15 protein-coding genes are annotated in these 14,163 nt (G+C 68.9%); 5 read left to right on the forward strand and 10 right to left on the reverse strand.

Annotated features, from left to right (window positions below):
• The first annotated feature begins 32 nt into the window (after positions 1–32).
• A complete protein-coding gene (gene aceB, locus ACFORO_RS42185; RefSeq protein WP_377870297.1) occupies positions 33–1,607 on the forward strand; it encodes a malate synthase A in 1,575 nt (524 codons plus the stop codon).
• Positions 1,607–2,803 (forward strand): DUF6986 family protein, encoded by a 1,197-nt coding sequence (locus ACFORO_RS42190; protein ID WP_377870296.1) that lies wholly within the window; start codon positions 1,607–1,609, stop codon positions 2,801–2,803. The genes aceB and ACFORO_RS42190 overlap by 1 nt, the downstream gene beginning before the upstream one ends.
• A 19-nt stretch (positions 2,804–2,822) precedes the next feature.
• Here ACFORO_RS42190 and ACFORO_RS42195 read toward each other — a convergent pair whose 3' ends face one another.
• Positions 2,823–3,242 (reverse strand): nuclear transport factor 2 family protein, encoded by a 420-nt coding sequence (locus ACFORO_RS42195; protein WP_377870294.1) that lies wholly within the window; start codon positions 3,240–3,242, stop codon positions 2,823–2,825.
• Positions 3,243–3,375: 133 nt separating this feature from the next.
• Here ACFORO_RS42195 and htpG point away from each other — a divergent pair, with 133 nt between their 5' ends.
• Both htpG and ACFORO_RS42205 read left to right on the forward strand, forming a co-directional pair.
• Positions 3,376–5,274: a molecular chaperone HtpG gene (htpG, locus tag ACFORO_RS42200; protein ID WP_377870292.1), complete on the forward strand. Its 1,899-nt coding sequence runs from the start codon at positions 3,376–3,378 to the stop codon at positions 5,272–5,274.
• A 61-nt stretch (positions 5,275–5,335) separates the two neighbouring features.
• Positions 5,336–6,676, forward strand: coding sequence for an 8-oxoguanine deaminase (locus ACFORO_RS42205; protein WP_377870291.1), 1,341 nt, complete (start codon positions 5,336–5,338; stop codon positions 6,674–6,676).
• A 33-nt stretch (positions 6,677–6,709) separates the two neighbouring features.
• Here ACFORO_RS42205 and ACFORO_RS42210 read toward each other — a convergent pair whose 3' ends face one another.
• Both ACFORO_RS42210 and ACFORO_RS42215 read right to left on the reverse strand, forming a co-directional pair.
• The gene (locus ACFORO_RS42210) at positions 6,710–7,174 is read right to left on the reverse strand and encodes an RICIN domain-containing protein (protein WP_377870290.1); all 465 of its coding nucleotides are present in this window, start codon (positions 7,172–7,174) and stop codon (positions 6,710–6,712) included.
• 83 nt (positions 7,175–7,257) lie between these two features.
• Entirely contained in the window at positions 7,258–8,652 is a 1,395-nt protein-coding gene (locus tag ACFORO_RS42215) for an FtsW/RodA/SpoVE family cell cycle protein (protein WP_377870289.1), read from the reverse strand.
• 162 nt (positions 8,653–8,814) lie between these two features.
• Here ACFORO_RS42215 and ACFORO_RS42220 point away from each other — a divergent pair, with 162 nt between their 5' ends.
• Positions 8,815–9,501, forward strand: a complete 687-nt coding sequence (locus ACFORO_RS42220) for a DUF998 domain-containing protein (protein WP_377870287.1) — start codon at positions 8,815–8,817, stop codon at positions 9,499–9,501.
• On the opposite strand, the gene tatB is transcribed toward ACFORO_RS42220, so the two are convergent.
• The 7 genes from tatB to ACFORO_RS42255 all read right to left on the reverse strand — a co-directional run bounded on the left by tatB (position 9,502) and on the right by ACFORO_RS42255 (position 14,138).
• The gene (gene tatB, locus ACFORO_RS42225; RefSeq protein WP_377870285.1) at positions 9,502–9,864 is read right to left on the reverse strand and encodes a Sec-independent protein translocase protein TatB; all 363 of its coding nucleotides are present in this window, start codon (positions 9,862–9,864) and stop codon (positions 9,502–9,504) included. It lies immediately after the preceding gene.
• A 36-nt stretch (positions 9,865–9,900) separates the two neighbouring features.
• Complete coding sequence (locus tag ACFORO_RS42230) at positions 9,901–10,509, reverse strand: TetR/AcrR family transcriptional regulator (RefSeq protein WP_377870284.1); 609 nt, start codon at positions 10,507–10,509, stop codon at positions 9,901–9,903.
• Complete coding sequence (locus ACFORO_RS42235; RefSeq protein WP_377870282.1) at positions 10,506–11,852, reverse strand: nucleobase:cation symporter-2 family protein; 1,347 nt, start codon at positions 11,850–11,852, stop codon at positions 10,506–10,508. Before ACFORO_RS42235 ends, ACFORO_RS42230 begins: the two co-directional genes overlap by 4 nt.
• A gap of 25 nt (positions 11,853–11,877) precedes the next feature.
• Positions 11,878–12,768, reverse strand: a complete 891-nt coding sequence (pucL, locus tag ACFORO_RS42240; protein WP_354737236.1) for a factor-independent urate hydroxylase — start codon at positions 12,766–12,768, stop codon at positions 11,878–11,880.
• A gap of 1 nt (position 12,769) precedes the next feature.
• On the reverse strand, positions 12,770–13,087 hold the full coding sequence (gene uraH / locus ACFORO_RS42245; protein ID WP_377870280.1) for a hydroxyisourate hydrolase: 318 nt from the start codon (positions 13,085–13,087) through the stop codon (positions 12,770–12,772).
• On the reverse strand, positions 13,084–13,569 hold the full coding sequence (gene uraD, locus ACFORO_RS42250; RefSeq protein WP_354737232.1) for a 2-oxo-4-hydroxy-4-carboxy-5-ureidoimidazoline decarboxylase: 486 nt from the start codon (positions 13,567–13,569) through the stop codon (positions 13,084–13,086). Before uraD ends, uraH begins: the two co-directional genes overlap by 4 nt.
• A 92-nt stretch (positions 13,570–13,661) precedes the next feature.
• On the reverse strand, positions 13,662–14,138 hold the full coding sequence (locus ACFORO_RS42255; RefSeq protein WP_354737230.1) for a helix-turn-helix domain-containing protein: 477 nt from the start codon (positions 14,136–14,138) through the stop codon (positions 13,662–13,664).
• Between the last annotated feature and the right edge of the window lie 25 nt (positions 14,139–14,163).

The following is a 14,163-nucleotide window of genomic DNA, read 5'->3' on the forward strand; positions in this document are numbered from 1 at the left end:
CGTTATCCAAAGCACTACTCGGGGTGTTGCGCATGTCTGAGGTCCAGGTTCTCGGCGGGTCCGTCGAGCGTGGGGACGAGATTCTGACGCCGGAAGCCCTCGCTTTCGTAGCGGGCTTGCACGACGAGTACGCCGCGCGGCGCGACGAACTCCTCGTCGCGCGGGGCAAGCGGCGCGAGGAGGCCCGTACTACCGGCCGCCTCGATTTCCTCGCCGAGACCAAGGAGGTCCGCGAGAGCGACTGGCAGGTGGCCGGCGCTCCGGCCGCGCTGCGCGACCGCCGCGTGGAGATCACCGGTCCGACCGATCGCAAGATGACCATCAACGCCCTCAACTCCGGCGCCAAGGTGTGGCTCGCCGACTTCGAGGACGCCAACACGCCGCACTGGGCGAACGTCGTGGGCGGCCAGGTCAACCTGTCCGACGCGATCCGCGGCACGATCACGCTCGACCAGAACGGCAAGCACTACGAGCTGAAGCCGGACGTCGAGCACGCCACCATCGTGGTCCGCCCGCGCGGCTGGCACCTCGACGAGCGCAACCTGACCTTCGGCGGCCGCAAGGGCGTCGGCGCGCTGGTCGACTTCGGCCTGTACTTCTTCCACAACGCCCAAGAGCTGCTCAACCGCGGCAAGGGCCCGTACTTCTACCTGCCGAAGATGGAAAGCCACCTCGAAGCGCGGCTGTGGAACGACGTGTTCACCCACGCGGAGAAGGCGCTCGGCATCCCGCACGGCACCGTCCGCGCGACCGTGCTGATCGAGACCATCCCGGCCGCGTTCGAGATGGAAGAGATCCTCTACGAACTGCGCGAGCACGCCTCGGGCCTCAACGCCGGGCGCTGGGACTACCTGTTCAGCGTCATCAAGTACTTCCGCGACGCGGGCGAGAAGTTCGTGCTGCCGGACCGCAACTCGGTCACCATGACCGCGCCGTTCATGCGCGCCTACACCGAACTGCTGGTGCGCACCTGCCACAAGCGCGGCGCGTTCGCGATCGGCGGCATGGCCGCGTTCATCCCGAGCAAGGACCCGGAAGCCAACAAGGGCGCCTTCGACAAGGTGCACGCCGACAAGTCGCGGGAGGCCGGGGACGGCTTCGACGGTTCGTGGGTCGCGCACCCGGGCATGGTCGCACTCTGCAAGGAAGAGTTCGACAAGGTCCTCGGCGACCGGCCGAACCAGCTCGAGCGCACCCGCGACGAGGTGAGCGTGACCGCCGACCAGCTGCTGGACGTCGCCTCGACGCCGGGCAGCGCCACCGCGGCCGGTCTGCGCGCGGCGGTCGACGTCGGCATCCGCTACCTGGCCTCGTGGCTGGGCGGCAACGGCGCGGCGGCGATCCACAACCTGATGGAAGACGCCGCCACGGCCGAGATTTCGCGGTCGCAGGTGTGGCAGTGGGTCAAGAACGGCACGAAGCTGGACAACGGCGAGACGGTCACCGCGGAGCTGGTGCGCGGGGTCGTGGCCGACGTCCGCGGCGAGCTGTCGGCCGAGGTCTCCGACGACCTGCTGAAGCCCGCGGTCGAGCTGTTCGAGCAGGTCGCGCTGGCCGACGAGTTCCCGGACTTCCTGACCCTGCCGGCGTACGAGCACATCCAGTAATGGGCGGCGGACGGCTCGCCGAGGACGTCTACACCGACGCCGACGCGCGGTTGGCCGAGGCCGACGCGCGCGTGGCGGCGCGGTATCCCGGCGAGTCTCCGGGCCGTCGTCCGGTGCACACGGTGTACGTGCCGGCGTCGCAGTACCGCACGCGCCTGGTCGCCGATTGGGGCAAACAGGCGATGCGGGTCTTCGTCGAACACGGCGACCTGCTGAACCTCGACCCGGCGGTGGCCGAGCGCGTCCGCGAGAAGCTCCTCACCGAGCCGATCGAGGACCTCCGCATCGATTTCGAGGACGGCTACGGCCATCCCGGCGACGAAGCGGAGGACGCGGCCGCGGAGGCCGCCGGGCGCACGCTCGCGACCACCGGCGGTACTCCGTTCGTCGGAATCCGGTTCAAGAGCTTCGAAGCCGCGACGCGACGGCGGGGCATCCGGACGCTCGATCTGTTCCTGTCCGGGTTGCTGTCCGAAGGATCGCTGCCGGACGGATTCGTGGTGACGCTGCCGAAGGTCACCGCGGTCGAGCAGGTCGAAGTCGCCGCGGAAGTGTTGGGGCGACTGGAAACCGCGTACGGACTGGCGGACCGCGCGCTGCGGTTCGAGGTGCAGATCGAGACCGCGCAGTCGATCCTTTCGACCGACGGCACGGTCTCGGTGGCGCAGATCATCCAGGCCGCCGACGGCCGGTGCTCCGGGCTGCATTACGGGACCTACGACTACAGCGCGGGTCTCGGCATCAGTGCGGCGTACCAGAGCATGGCGCACCCCGCGGCCGACTTCGCGAAGCAGTTGATGCAGGTCGCGGCTGCCGGAACGGGCGTGCGGCTGTCCGACGGTTCGACCAACCGGCTCCCGGTGGGCGACGACCTGCCGGGCGCGTGGGCGGAGCATCTGCGGCTGGTCCGGCGGTCGTTGGAAAACGGCTTCTACCAGGGCTGGGACCTGCACCCGCACCAGTTGCCGACCCGGTACGCGGCGACGTACGCCTTCTACCGCGAGGGCGCCCCGGCGGCGGCCAAGCGGTTGCAGGACTACGCGTCGAAGACGGCCGGGGGAGTGCTGGACGAACCCGCGACGGCGGAGGCGCTGGCCCGGTATCTGCTCGGCGGCTACAACTGCGGGGCGTTGGCGGAAGCGGAGTTGCCGTTTGAACCGGCGCGGCTGGACGCGTACGCGCGGCGGCAGGCCTGAATGATCGCGAGTGCCCGCGCTACTCGGCGCAGGCACTCGCGATCGCCGCGGTGTCCCAGTAGAACGGGTGCACCTCGGCGATCCGCCCGTCCTCGATCCGGAGCGCCTGCAGGATCGGGAACTCCAGCTCCCGTCCGGTCGCCCGCGCCCGGGCACGGACTTGGGTGCGCACCACCGACGTCGCGCCGAGGGCGAGGAACTCCTGCTCGCCGATCTCGAACGACTCCCAGATCCGGCTCATCTCGAGGAAGAACTTCTCCAGCCCGGCGTGGCCGTGCCAGTCGCCGCCGAACGGCAGTCCGTCAGCCTGGTGAAGTACGACATCCTCGGCGAAATACGGGGCCAGCGGGGCAAAAGAAGCCGAACCGGGGCCACCGGCGGCGAAATACTCAGCTTCGGCTCGGTACATGCCGTTGAGCACGGCAGCGGGATCAGTCACGGTCGCCAGCCTGGCCGGGCTCCGACGGCTCCGCTGGCGGCAATCGGACTTCGCGGTCTCCGCACGTTTTGTCGTACGCGCTCGGTAGACTTCAACCCGGTCTTTTGAGGGCGGGAAAGGAAACACTAAAGCCATGGCTGAGGAAACCGGGACGGTCGAGACGCTGGAGTTCCAGTCCGAGGCGCGCCAGCTGCTGCAGCTGATGATCCACTCGATCTACTCGAACAAGGACATCTTCCTGCGCGAGCTGGTCTCCAACGCCTCCGACGCGCTGGACAAGCTGCGCCTGGAGACGTATCGCGACAAGGATCTGCGGGCCGAGACCGAGAACCTGCACATCGAGATCCTTCTCGACTCCGAGGCGCGCACCCTCACCGTGCGCGACAACGGCATCGGGATGAGCCGGGACGACGTAGTCAACCTGATCGGCACCATCGCGAAATCCGGCACCGCCGACTTCCTGCGCAAGCTGAAGGAGTCGAAGGAATCCGCGGGCCAGGACCTGATCGGGCAGTTCGGCGTCGGCTTCTACTCCAGCTTCATGGTGGCCGACAAGGTCACCCTGGAGACCCGGCGTGCGGGCACCGACGAGGGCGTCCGCTGGGAGTCCAGCGGCGAGGGCACCTACACGATCGAATCCCTCGCCGACGCCCCGCAGGGCACCTCGGTGACGCTGCACCTCAAGCCCGCCGACGACGAGGATCACCTCTACGACTACACGTCGCCGTGGAAGGTCCGCGAGATCGTCAAGCGCTACTCGGACTTCATCACCTGGCCGGTGCAGATGGCCAAGGAAGGCACTGCGACCGAGGAAGAAGACGACGCTGGCGGTCTCGAGACCGTCAACTCGATGAAGGCGCTCTGGGCGCGTTCGAAGGACGAGGTCTCCGACGAGGAGTACCACGAGTTCTACAAGCACATCAGCCACGACTGGACCGATCCGCTCGAGACGGTCCGGATGCAGGCCGAGGGCACCTTCGAGTACCAGGCGCTGCTGTTCCTGCCCTCGCGCGCACCGGTGGACCTGTTCATGCGGGACGCGAAGCGCGGCGTGCAGCTGTACGTCAAGCGCGTGTTCATCATGGACGACTGCGAAGCGCTGATGCCGAACTACCTGCGCTTCGTGAAGGGGGTCGTCGACGCGGCGGACCTGTCGCTGAACGTTTCGCGCGAGATCCTGCAGCAGGACCGGCAGATCCGCGCGATCCGGCGGCGGCTGGAGAAGAAGATCCTCTCGACGGTCAAGACGATGATGACCGAGGAGGCCGAGAAGTACGCGACGTTCTGGCAGGAGTTCGGCCGCGCGGTCAAGGAGGGCCTGATCGACGACCCGGAGAACCGGGAGCAGATCCTCGAGATCTCGTCGTTCGACTCGACCAACCACGCGGACAAGCCGACCTCGCTGCGCGACTACGTGTCGCGGATGAAGGACGGCCAGGAGCACATCTACTACCTGACCGGTGAATCGCGCACCGTCATCGAGAACTCGCCGCACCTGGAAGCGTTCCGCGCCAAGGGGTACGAGGTGCTGATCCTCACCGACCCGGTCGACGAAATGTGGACCGAGTCGGCGAGCGGCTTCGACGGCAAGACGTTCCAGTCGATCGCGAAGGGCGAGGTCGACCTCGGCGACGAGACGTCCGAGGAGAAGAAGGCCGAATACGAGGACCTGCTGAAGTGGATGTCGGCGACGCTGACCGACACCGTCAAGGAGGTCCGGCTGTCCTCGCGGCTGACGACGTCGCCGTCCTGCATCGTCGGCGACGCGGGCGATCTGACGCCGACGCTGGAGAAGATGTACCGCGCGATGGGGCAGGAACTGCCGCCGGTGAAGCGGGTTCTGGAGCTGAACCCGGAGCACGCGCTGGTGACCGGCCTGCGCAAGGCGTTCGCCGAGCACCCGGAGGACACCTCGCTGGCCGAGACGGCGGAGCTGCTGCACGGCATGGCGTTGCTGGCCGAAGGCGGGGAGCTGAAAGACCCGAGCCGCTTCTTGGGGCTGGTGGCGGATCGCGCGGCCAAGGCGTTGTGACTCATGAGTGGCGGCGCCGGTTAGAACCGGCGCCGCCACTCACGAGCTTGAGGAGGTTCGCATGAGGACAGTCGTCGAGAACGCTGCGATCGCCACAGTCAGCGGCCCCGAGCACCGCAACGGCCACGTCCTCATCGAGGACGACCGCATCGCCGCCGTCGGCGACGGCGCCTTCGCAGGGACGGCGGACGAACGCGTAGACGCCGCTGGCTGCCTCGTCACGCCGGGCCTCGTGAACACGCACCACCATCTGTACCAATGGGCCACCCGAGGCCTAGCCGCCGACCACACGCTGTTCGAGTGGCTCGTCGCGCTGTACCCGGTGTGGGCCAAACTGAACGCGGAGATCACGCACGCCGCGGGCTCCGCCGGAATGGCGCGGCTGGCGCTGACCGGCTGCACGACGGTCGCCGACCACCACTACGTCTTCCCGGCCGACGGCGGCGATCAGGTGGCCGCGCTCGTCGCCGCGCGGGAGCGGATCGGCCTGCGGCTGCACCTGGTCCGCGGCTCGATGGACCGCGGCGAATCGGACGGCGGGCTGCCGCCGGACAGCCTCGTCGAGACCGCCGAAGCCGCCCTTCTTGGCACCGAAGCCGCGATCGACCGCTACCACGACGCCTCGCCGGGCGCGCACGTGCAGATCGCGGTGGGCCCGTGCTCGCCGTTCTCCGTCACCGAGCGGCTGATGGCTGAGTCGGCCGAACTGGCTCGCCGCAAGGGCGTCCGGCTGCACACGCACCTGGCCGAAACCCAGGCCGAGGAAAAGCAATGCCTCGCCGAAACCGGCCTCACGCCCGCGGAGTACGCGGACAAACTGGGCTGGCTGGCGTCGGACGTCTGGCTCGCGCACACCGTGCACCTCGCGCCCGACGCGATCCGTCGATTCGGCGCGACTGCTACGGGTTCCGCGCACTGCCCGACGTCGAACGGCCGCCTGGGCACCGGAATCGCTCCCGTGCGGGACTTGCTCGACGCGGGCGCTCCGGTCGGATTGGGCGTCGACGGCGCGGCTTCCAGCGAATCCGGCGGGTTGGCGGAGGAGCTGCACCAGGCGTTGCTGCAGGCCCGGCAACGCGGCGGGCCGACCGGGCTGACCACGCGAGAAGCGTTGTGGCTAGGCACGATGGGCGGCGCGCGCTGCCTCGGCCGGGAGCGTGACATGGGCTCGGTGGAGGTCGGGAAGCTCGCGGATCTGGCGGTGTGGGACCTGAGCGGCCTGAACTACGCGGGGATCGATGACCCGGTCGCGGCGTTGGTGCTGGCCGCGCCGCCGCCGTTGCGGAGGCTGTTCGTGGGCGGGAAAACGGTGGTGGCCGGGGGACAGCTGAAGTCCGCGGACGAGACCGCGATCGCGGGCGAGCTGGCGAAGGCGAGCGCTCGGCTGCGGGAAGACCGGTAGGCCGCCCTCCCGGGCGACCCACCGGTTCCGCGATCAGGCTCGTTCCACGGTCCACAGCGCGGTCGGCGCGTGGCAGATCCGCACCCCGACGGCTTCGGGGCTGCCGCCGCTGTTGTTCAGGCAGAGCCCGGTCTGCACGTTCTTGAAGTACTTGTTCGTGGTGGACGAGGTCGTCCAGTCAGTGGTGTTGGACGAGCAGGACGTGGTGAACACGGCCGTTCTGCTCGCGGCGAGGCAGGCGTTGGTCTCCAGGTTCCGGAACTTGCCCGGGGCGAAGTTGGTCCACACCTGGTTCCGCCCCTCGTTGCACTTGAGCGTGTAGACGTCGCCCTTGGTGTTGCTGTCCAGGCAGACGCTGGTTCCCGCGCGCTGGATGTAGAAGTTCGCGATGGCGGCAGCGGATTGTTCCCCCGCGGAGGCGGTTCCGGACAAGGCGGCAGTCAGCATCGCCGCGGCCGCGCCGGCTCCGGCGAGCCGCAGCATTCCCCTCGATGACATGTCAGTCCTTTCGCAGTAGATGACCGGACGGGAGACACGCTGCCGGGGGTCGTCCCCAAGCCGTCCCCGTCTCGTCATCCAGCTCACTGCGGCCGTCTGACCAGCACCGTTCCCGCCTCCGCCAGCGGCGCCCGCACCGCCTGCACCGGATCGGTCGTGCTCGGCTTGCGCGCCGCGTCGGAGATCCGCAGCAGCAGCGCGACCAGGATGTAGTTCGCGAGCAGCGACGAGCCGCCCTTCGACAGGAACGGCGCGGTGATCCCGGTTTCCGGGATCAGCTTCGTCACCCCGCCCACGACCACGAAAATCTGCATCACGACGGTGAACGCGAGCCCGCCGCCGAGGAGTTTGCCGAAGCTGTCGCGGACGGCCAGCGCGTGCCGCATCCCGCGCAGCGCGATCAGCAGGTACAGCATCAGCACCGCGGCCAGTCCGAGGAAGCCCAGCTCCTCGCCGATGCTGGCGGTGATGAAGTCGGTGTTCGCCTCGGGGACGATGTCCGGCCTGCCCGCGCCGAGGCCCGTTCCGCCCATGCCGCCGGTGCCGAGGCCGAACAACCCTTGCGCGACCTGGTACCCGCCGCCGGCCTGGTCGTAGGTCGCGAGCGGGTCCATCCAGTTCGCGACCCGCTGCCGCACGTGGTTGAACAGGAAGTACGCCAGCACGCACCCGCCGGCGAACACTGTCAGCCCGGCGTACACCCAGATCACCCGCTCGGTCGCGAGGTAGATCATCACCAGCACGATCCCGAAGAACAGCAGCGAGGCGCCGAGTTCCTTCTCGAACGCCAGCACCGCCACACAGCCGAGCGCGGCGAGGATGATCGGCCCGAGGTCGCGCGCCCGCGGCAGTTCGACGCCGAGCACCTTCCGCCCGGCCACGCGGAACAGTTCCCGTTTCGCCACCAGGGTGGTCGCGGCGAAGACGATCAGCAGCAGCTTCGCGAATTCGCCCGGCTGGAGCGACAGCGGGCCGATCCTGATCCACACCTTCGCGCCGCCCGCTTCCGACAGCGACGCCGGCAGCAGCGCGGGCAGCAGCACAGCGACGATCCCGGTTAGCCCGGCGAGATAGCCGTAGCGGGTCAGCACGCGGTGATCGCGCACGAACCCGAGCACGGCCAGGAACAGCACCAGCGCCACGACCGTCCAGAGCACCTGCTGCCCGGCGACGGCCGAGTACACCTTGCCGCGCTGCACCGCCTGTTCGGCGAGCCCGAGGTCGATCCGGTGGATCACCACCAGGCCGAGGCCGTTCAGCAGCACGGTGCACGGCAGGATCAGCGGGTCCGCGTACGGGGCCCAGCGCCGGACCGCGAGGTGCGCCACGGCCGCGACCGCGGTGAACGACGCGCCGTAGCCGACGATCGAGAAGTTGATCTGCCCCAGGGCGTTCGCGTCCACGAGGAGGAACGCGAACCAGACGATCGCCACCGCGAGCAGGAGCAGCCGCAATTCCGTACCGCGCGCGGCAGGCATGAATTTCCCGTCTTTAGCGAGCAGTGAACGGCCGCGAGGGTAGTCACGATTTCTGGCAGGACGCTGAGAATGCACGGCAATTCGGCCAGACTGTCCGAAAGCGGCGAGTTCGCGGCCAGGATATGCTTCGGAAAATCGGACGGGCGGAGCGGAGAACCAGCGGTGGCGACAGAACTGACCCCGGCGCGGGTCCTGGCGCCGGCGCCAGCCCCGTCGGCGACAGGAACGAAACTCGCGCTCGGTGCGGCGGTGGCCGCGGTGCTGGTCGCGGCCGCGTTCCTGGTGGTGCTGCACGTCGACCGCTACTGGGGCCCGATCGACCCGGTCAGCGCGATGCTCAGCGACTACGCCTGGACTCCCGGCTGGTGGATGTGGGCGGCGGCGATGCTGCTGACGTCGGCCGGTTCGGTGGTGGTGGCGCTGGTCCTGCGCCGCCGGGGGATCCTGTACGGGCCGCTGACGGTCTTCGCGACGGCCGCCTGGTGCGCCGGGCTCGCGGCGGTGGCGTTGTTCACGAAGGACCCGCAGGGAAATGCGGTGTCGTGGGTCGGCAAAGTGCATCTGGCCGCGACCGGGATCAGTTGTGTGAGTTTGCCGTTAGCCGGCTGGCTGCTCGGCTGGGCGCACCGGAATTCGCCGCGATGGCGAGGCTTTGCGCGCTGGTCGCGCGTTCTGGCGCTGACCGCGGTGCCGTTCTTTCTGCCGTTTCTCATTCCGTTCGCGGCTAATGTCGCGTTCGGGCAGCATCTGCCGACCGTCGCGACCGGGCTCGTGGAACGGGCGATGGCGGTGCTGGAACTGGTCGAACTGCTCGTGCTGGCCGGATGGGCGTGGCGCGCGGCGGAATGATCAGGTGGCGTCGGGATCGACCGGCGGCCGCTCGTTGGCCCGCAACGGAACCGGAACCGGCGCCGGAGCGGGAGGGGGCGCCGGGCTGGCGGCCGGGGGCGTGTCGTCGAGCAGATACCTCGTCACGGCGGCCCGGGGATTGCCGATCCGCAGGGACTGCAGTTCCTGCAACGGTTTCCGCAGCTCCTGGTACTCCGGGCCGAGTTCCGCTTCGAGCTGGGCCTTGGTGCCCGCGGCGAACCCGCGGGCCCGTTTCACGGTCTGCGCGACCCAGCGCGCGGCCTCGGGCAGCCGTTCCGGGCCGAGGATGAACAACCCGGCGAGCAGCAGAATAACGATGTGGTCGATGCTGAGACCGAACACCGGCCACCTCCCGCGGACCCGGATGTTGGCTCCAGCTTAGCCGCCCCCGGTGCGGCGTTTCCCGTCGTCACCCAGTTCGGTCAGCAGCCGTCGCGCCACGTCGACCACCGCCGCGCCCGCGACCGCCATCGGTTCGGTCGTCCGCATGGAGCGGCACAACACGAACGCGCCCTCCAAGCTGGTCACCAAGGCGAGCGTGAGCGTGCGGGCGTGCTCGTCGGGAAGGCCGAAGGCGGAGAAACCCTTGGTGCCCGCCTTGGTCCACGCCTCGAACACGTCCGCGGTGGCCTTGCGCAGGGGTTCGTTCGTGGTCGCCACTTCGAGCGCGACGGTCGCGATCGGGCAGCCCTCGACGTAGTCCGTGTCGAGCAGCGTGGTGACCGCGCCCGCGAAGAAGCTTTCGAGGCCGGTGATCAGGTCCGGCGCCGGGGAGATGAAGACTTCGAACAGTTGCGCGTACTGCATCCCCGAGGTGCGTACCACTTCTTCGCCCAGCTGTTCCTTGCCGCCGGGGAAGAAGTGGTACACCGACCCGAAGGGCGCGCCGGCCTTCTCGACAATCTGCTTCATGCCGGTGCCCGCGTACCCGCCTTGCCGGAACAACTCCGCCCCGGCGGCGAGGATGCGGTCCTTGGTGCCAGTCACGCCACCGAGGATAGCTCCTTGACAGTAGAGCGTTCTATCAAGCGCGGCCGGAGCGCCAGGTTGAGCACCACCGCGGTCACGCAGCCCGCGCTGATCCCGGAGTTGAGCACGACCTGCAGCGCCGCCGGGAAGCCGGAGTAGAAGTCCGGCATGACGATCGGGATCAGCCCGACGCCGAGCGACGCGGCGACGATCGCGACGTTGATCGGATGCTCGAACGACGCCTTCGCGAGCGTCCGGATGCCGCTCACCGCGACGCTGCCGAACAGCACCAGCCCGGCCCCGCCGAGCACCGGCTGCGGCACCAGCGCGACGATCCCGCCGGCCATCGGGAACACGCCGAGCAGCACGAGCACCACGCCGCTGGCCGCGACCACGTACCGGCTCACCATGCGGGTGAGCGACACGAGCCCGATGTTCTGCGCGAACGCCGTGCAGGCGAACCCGCCGAAGATCGTGCCTACGGCGGTGGAAAGCCCGTCCGCGCGCAGGCCGTCGGCCAGTACGCGGCTGGTGGTCGGCCGGTCCACGATCTCGCCGAGCGCCAGCAGGTCGGCGGTGCTCTCCGCCATCACCACGAGCATCACGATGAGCATCGAGACGATCGCCGCGACGTCGAACGTCGGCGTGCCGAAGTGGAACGGCGTCACGATGCCGAACACCGGGGCCTGCCGGAGCGTCGACGTGTCGACCTGGCCGAGCGGCCACGCCGCGGCGGTGCCCGCGACCAGGCCGAGCAACAGTGCGATCCGGCTCCAGAACCCGGTCAGGAACCGGGTGAAGACGAGCACCGCGACCAGTGTGATCCCGGCCAGCACGAGCCCGCTGGGCTTGGCCGACTTGTGCTGCGCGGCGATCCACTGCACGGCGACCGGCAGCAGGGAGATCCCGATGAGCGTGATGACCGTCCCCGTCACCACCGGCGGGAAAAACCGCGTCAGCTTGGAGAAAAACGGTGCGGCGAGCACTACGAACACGCCGCCGGCGAGCGTGGCGCCGTACACGACGCCCAACGCGTTGCCGTCGCGATGCTGTGCCGCGATGGACAGAATCGGCGCTACGGCGGCGAAAGTGACGCCGTTGACCAGCGGCAGTCTCGCGCCGAAGCGCCAGAAGCCGAGGGTTTGCAACAGGGTGGCCAGTCCCGCGGTGAACAGCGCCGCGCTGATCAACAGCGTGAGCTGGCCGGGGGAGAGGCCGACGGCCGCGCCGATGACGAGCGGTGGCGCCACCACTCCGGCGTACATGGCCGCGACGTGCTGGATTCCTCCGAGGATCAACTGCGGCAGCGGAGGCCGCGCGTCCACGGGGTGCCGAGAGGGTCGTTCCTGTGTAACTGACATGCGCTCTCCCGGAGGGGACTCGGGGCTAGAGCACGGCGTCGGTCCAGGCCGGGCCGGGCTCTTCGGCTTCGTCGCGGACCACCGTGCCTTCGATGAGGCCATACGGTCGGTCTGCGGCGTAGAACACCTCGTTGTGGTTCTCGAGGCCGAAGGGGCTTAGATCGACGAGGAAATGGTGCTTGTTGGGCAGAGAGAACCGGATCTCGGCTACTTCCGGCCGTGCCCGCAGCACGGCTTCGCCCATCGCGTACAGGGTCTGCTGCAGCGAAAGACTGTGCTTGGTGGCGAACGTCTCCAGGAGCGTCTGCCGGATCTCCCGATGGCTCTTGGCCCAGTCGATCCCGGTGAATCCCTCGTAACGCCAGCGCGCGGTGACGGCGGTGGCGAGAATGCGGTCGTCGGTTTCGACGAGCGTGGTGTATTCGTCTTGCGGGTACCCGTGGAATTCGGACCCGGTGGACTTGAGCACCACGAGACCGTCCACTCCGGACACGACCCAGGCGCGGTCGGCGTGCACGGTGACGGTGGTGGTGCGGCGTTCGCCGCCGGAGCTGCTGAACGAGTGGGCGTGCGGCGCGCCGTCCACCGTGATGCGGTCCCACTCCTGCTCTTCGACGGAGACCCGCGCGCCGGTGATCTTTTCCTGCGTGTCCACGAACCGCCTGCCGAGCCGGAGGGCGAAGTCCTCGATCTCGCCGACGTCCTGCTGTTTGGCGAACGCGTACATCGTGTTCTTCTGCGTGTCGGTGGCCAGCACGGCGGAGTTGTCGCCGGTGAGATGCGTGGCCGACAGGTCGCCGCGCAGCGCCGAGGACACCGTGAGGTCGCGCAGGTGGTGCACGCCGCCGGTGCGCCGGACGGTGACGAGGCGGACCTCGGCCTTGCCGTACTGGTTGGGGCCCAACGAGATTCCCATGTCAGCTCCCGCGATAGGTGGAATAGGCGAACGGGCTCAGCAGCACCGGCACGTGGTGGTGCGACGTGCCGTCGACGATCCGGAAAGCGATCGTGACGTCGGGGAAGAACGCCTCCGGGCCGAGGTAGCCCCCGGTGTCGAAGATCAGCCGGTACACCCCGGGGTCGAGCGTGTCCGGGCCGAGGTCGCGGATGCGGCCGTCGTCGTCGGTCGCGCCCTCGGCGAGCAGCGAGCCGTCCTGGCGCTCGAAGCGCACGGCGATCCCGGCTGCGGGTTTGCCCGTGGCGGTGTCGAGGACGTGCGTAGTCACGAGGCTCATGCTGTTACCGCTTTCGCGAGGCGCAGTTGCGCGATCTTGGCCAGCTCCGCGCCAGCGACGTCGAGTTCGATCTCCGGGTCGTTGCCCAGCCGGGACCGGAGGTTCGCGAGCAATTCCTCGCCACTGCGGCCGCTCGCGCATACTAGGAACACGTGGCCGAAACGTTCCTCGTATTCGGCGTTGGCGGCGGCGAATTCGTCCGCATTGTCCACTCCGGACTGCTCCGAACGGGACCAGTCGGCGTCGCTGCCCTTGCTGGTGGGGCGTTCCCCGATTCTCGGGTGTGCGGCGATCGCGTCGCGGATCTCGTTGCGCCGCAACGGAGTCACGCTGTCCGCGCTCTTGCTCAGCGCGGCGAAATCGGCGTACGGGCGGCCGTCGAGCACGGTGTCGACCCAGCGTGGCACGGCCAGGCAGGCGGTGAGCGTCGGCCGGAGTTCGGCGGCGGATGCGGAGTTGAACTCGGCGAGTGCGAGCGGCAACGGAATCTCCTCCGGGGAGGTGGTGTTCCGCTGACCGTACGGCCGGGTCGAGCGTGCGTCAACACTTTGTTGAATCGCGGCTCGCGGCTCTTTCAGTCGGCTTCCCGGTTGAGGTAGTTGTAGACCGTGAACCGCGTGACGCCCAGTTCCTCGGCGACCGCCGAAACCGATTTCCGCAGGTTGAAGGCCCCGCGCTCGCGCAGCAGGCGGACCGCGCGCTGCTTTTCCGGGCGGTCGAGATCGCGGAGTTTCGAGCCGAGTTCGCGTTCCACGTCGGCGATCAATCGCGACAGCGCGCTGTTGAGTTCGACCGCCGGAACGGTGTCGGAATCGTCGGTCCGGCGCAGTTGCAGGGTCACCCGGGTGGCCCCGCCTTCGAGGGCGGCGCGGGCGATCGACGGCAACGCGGCGAACAGTTCGTCGGCGCTCCCGCGGGCCAGGGTGCCGAGCGGGCCGAAGTCGGTGTCGAGCCCGGCCGCGTCGGCGGCGTCGCGGGCGCGGACGGCGTGCTCCGGCGGTGCGCCCTCGCCGCGGAACGGCTCGCTGGTGAACTCGGCTTCCAACTTCACCCGGTGACCGTAACGTGGGAGGGAC

Source organism: Amycolatopsis halotolerans (assembly GCF_042647905.1).
Classification (GTDB): Bacteria; Actinomycetota; Actinomycetes; order Mycobacteriales; family Pseudonocardiaceae; genus Amycolatopsis; species Amycolatopsis halotolerans.

Excerpts from the sequence above, each read along its gene's own strand:
- aceB (WP_377870297.1), top strand. The coding sequence starts at position 33 with ATGTCTGAGGTCCAGGTTCTCGGCGGGTCCGTCGAGCGTGGGGACGAG.
- ACFORO_RS42190 (WP_377870296.1), top strand. The coding sequence starts at position 1,607 with ATGGGCGGCGGACGGCTCGCCGAGGACGTCTACACCGACGCCGACGCG.
- htpG (WP_377870292.1), top strand. The coding sequence starts at position 3,376 with ATGGCTGAGGAAACCGGGACGGTCGAGACGCTGGAGTTCCAGTCCGAG.
- ACFORO_RS42205 (WP_377870291.1), top strand. The coding sequence starts at position 5,336 with ATGAGGACAGTCGTCGAGAACGCTGCGATCGCCACAGTCAGCGGCCCC.
- ACFORO_RS42210 (WP_377870290.1), bottom strand. The coding sequence starts at position 7,174 with ATGTCATCGAGGGGAATGCTGCGGCTCGCCGGAGCCGGCGCGGCCGCG.
- ACFORO_RS42215 (WP_377870289.1), bottom strand. The coding sequence starts at position 8,652 with ATGCCTGCCGCGCGCGGTACGGAATTGCGGCTGCTCCTGCTCGCGGTG.
- ACFORO_RS42235 (WP_377870282.1), bottom strand. The coding sequence starts at position 11,852 with ATGTCAGTTACACAGGAACGACCCTCTCGGCACCCCGTGGACGCGCGG.
- pucL (WP_354737236.1), bottom strand. The coding sequence starts at position 12,768 with ATGGGAATCTCGTTGGGCCCCAACCAGTACGGCAAGGCCGAGGTCCGC.
- uraH (WP_377870280.1), bottom strand. The coding sequence starts at position 13,087 with ATGAGCCTCGTGACTACGCACGTCCTCGACACCGCCACGGGCAAACCC.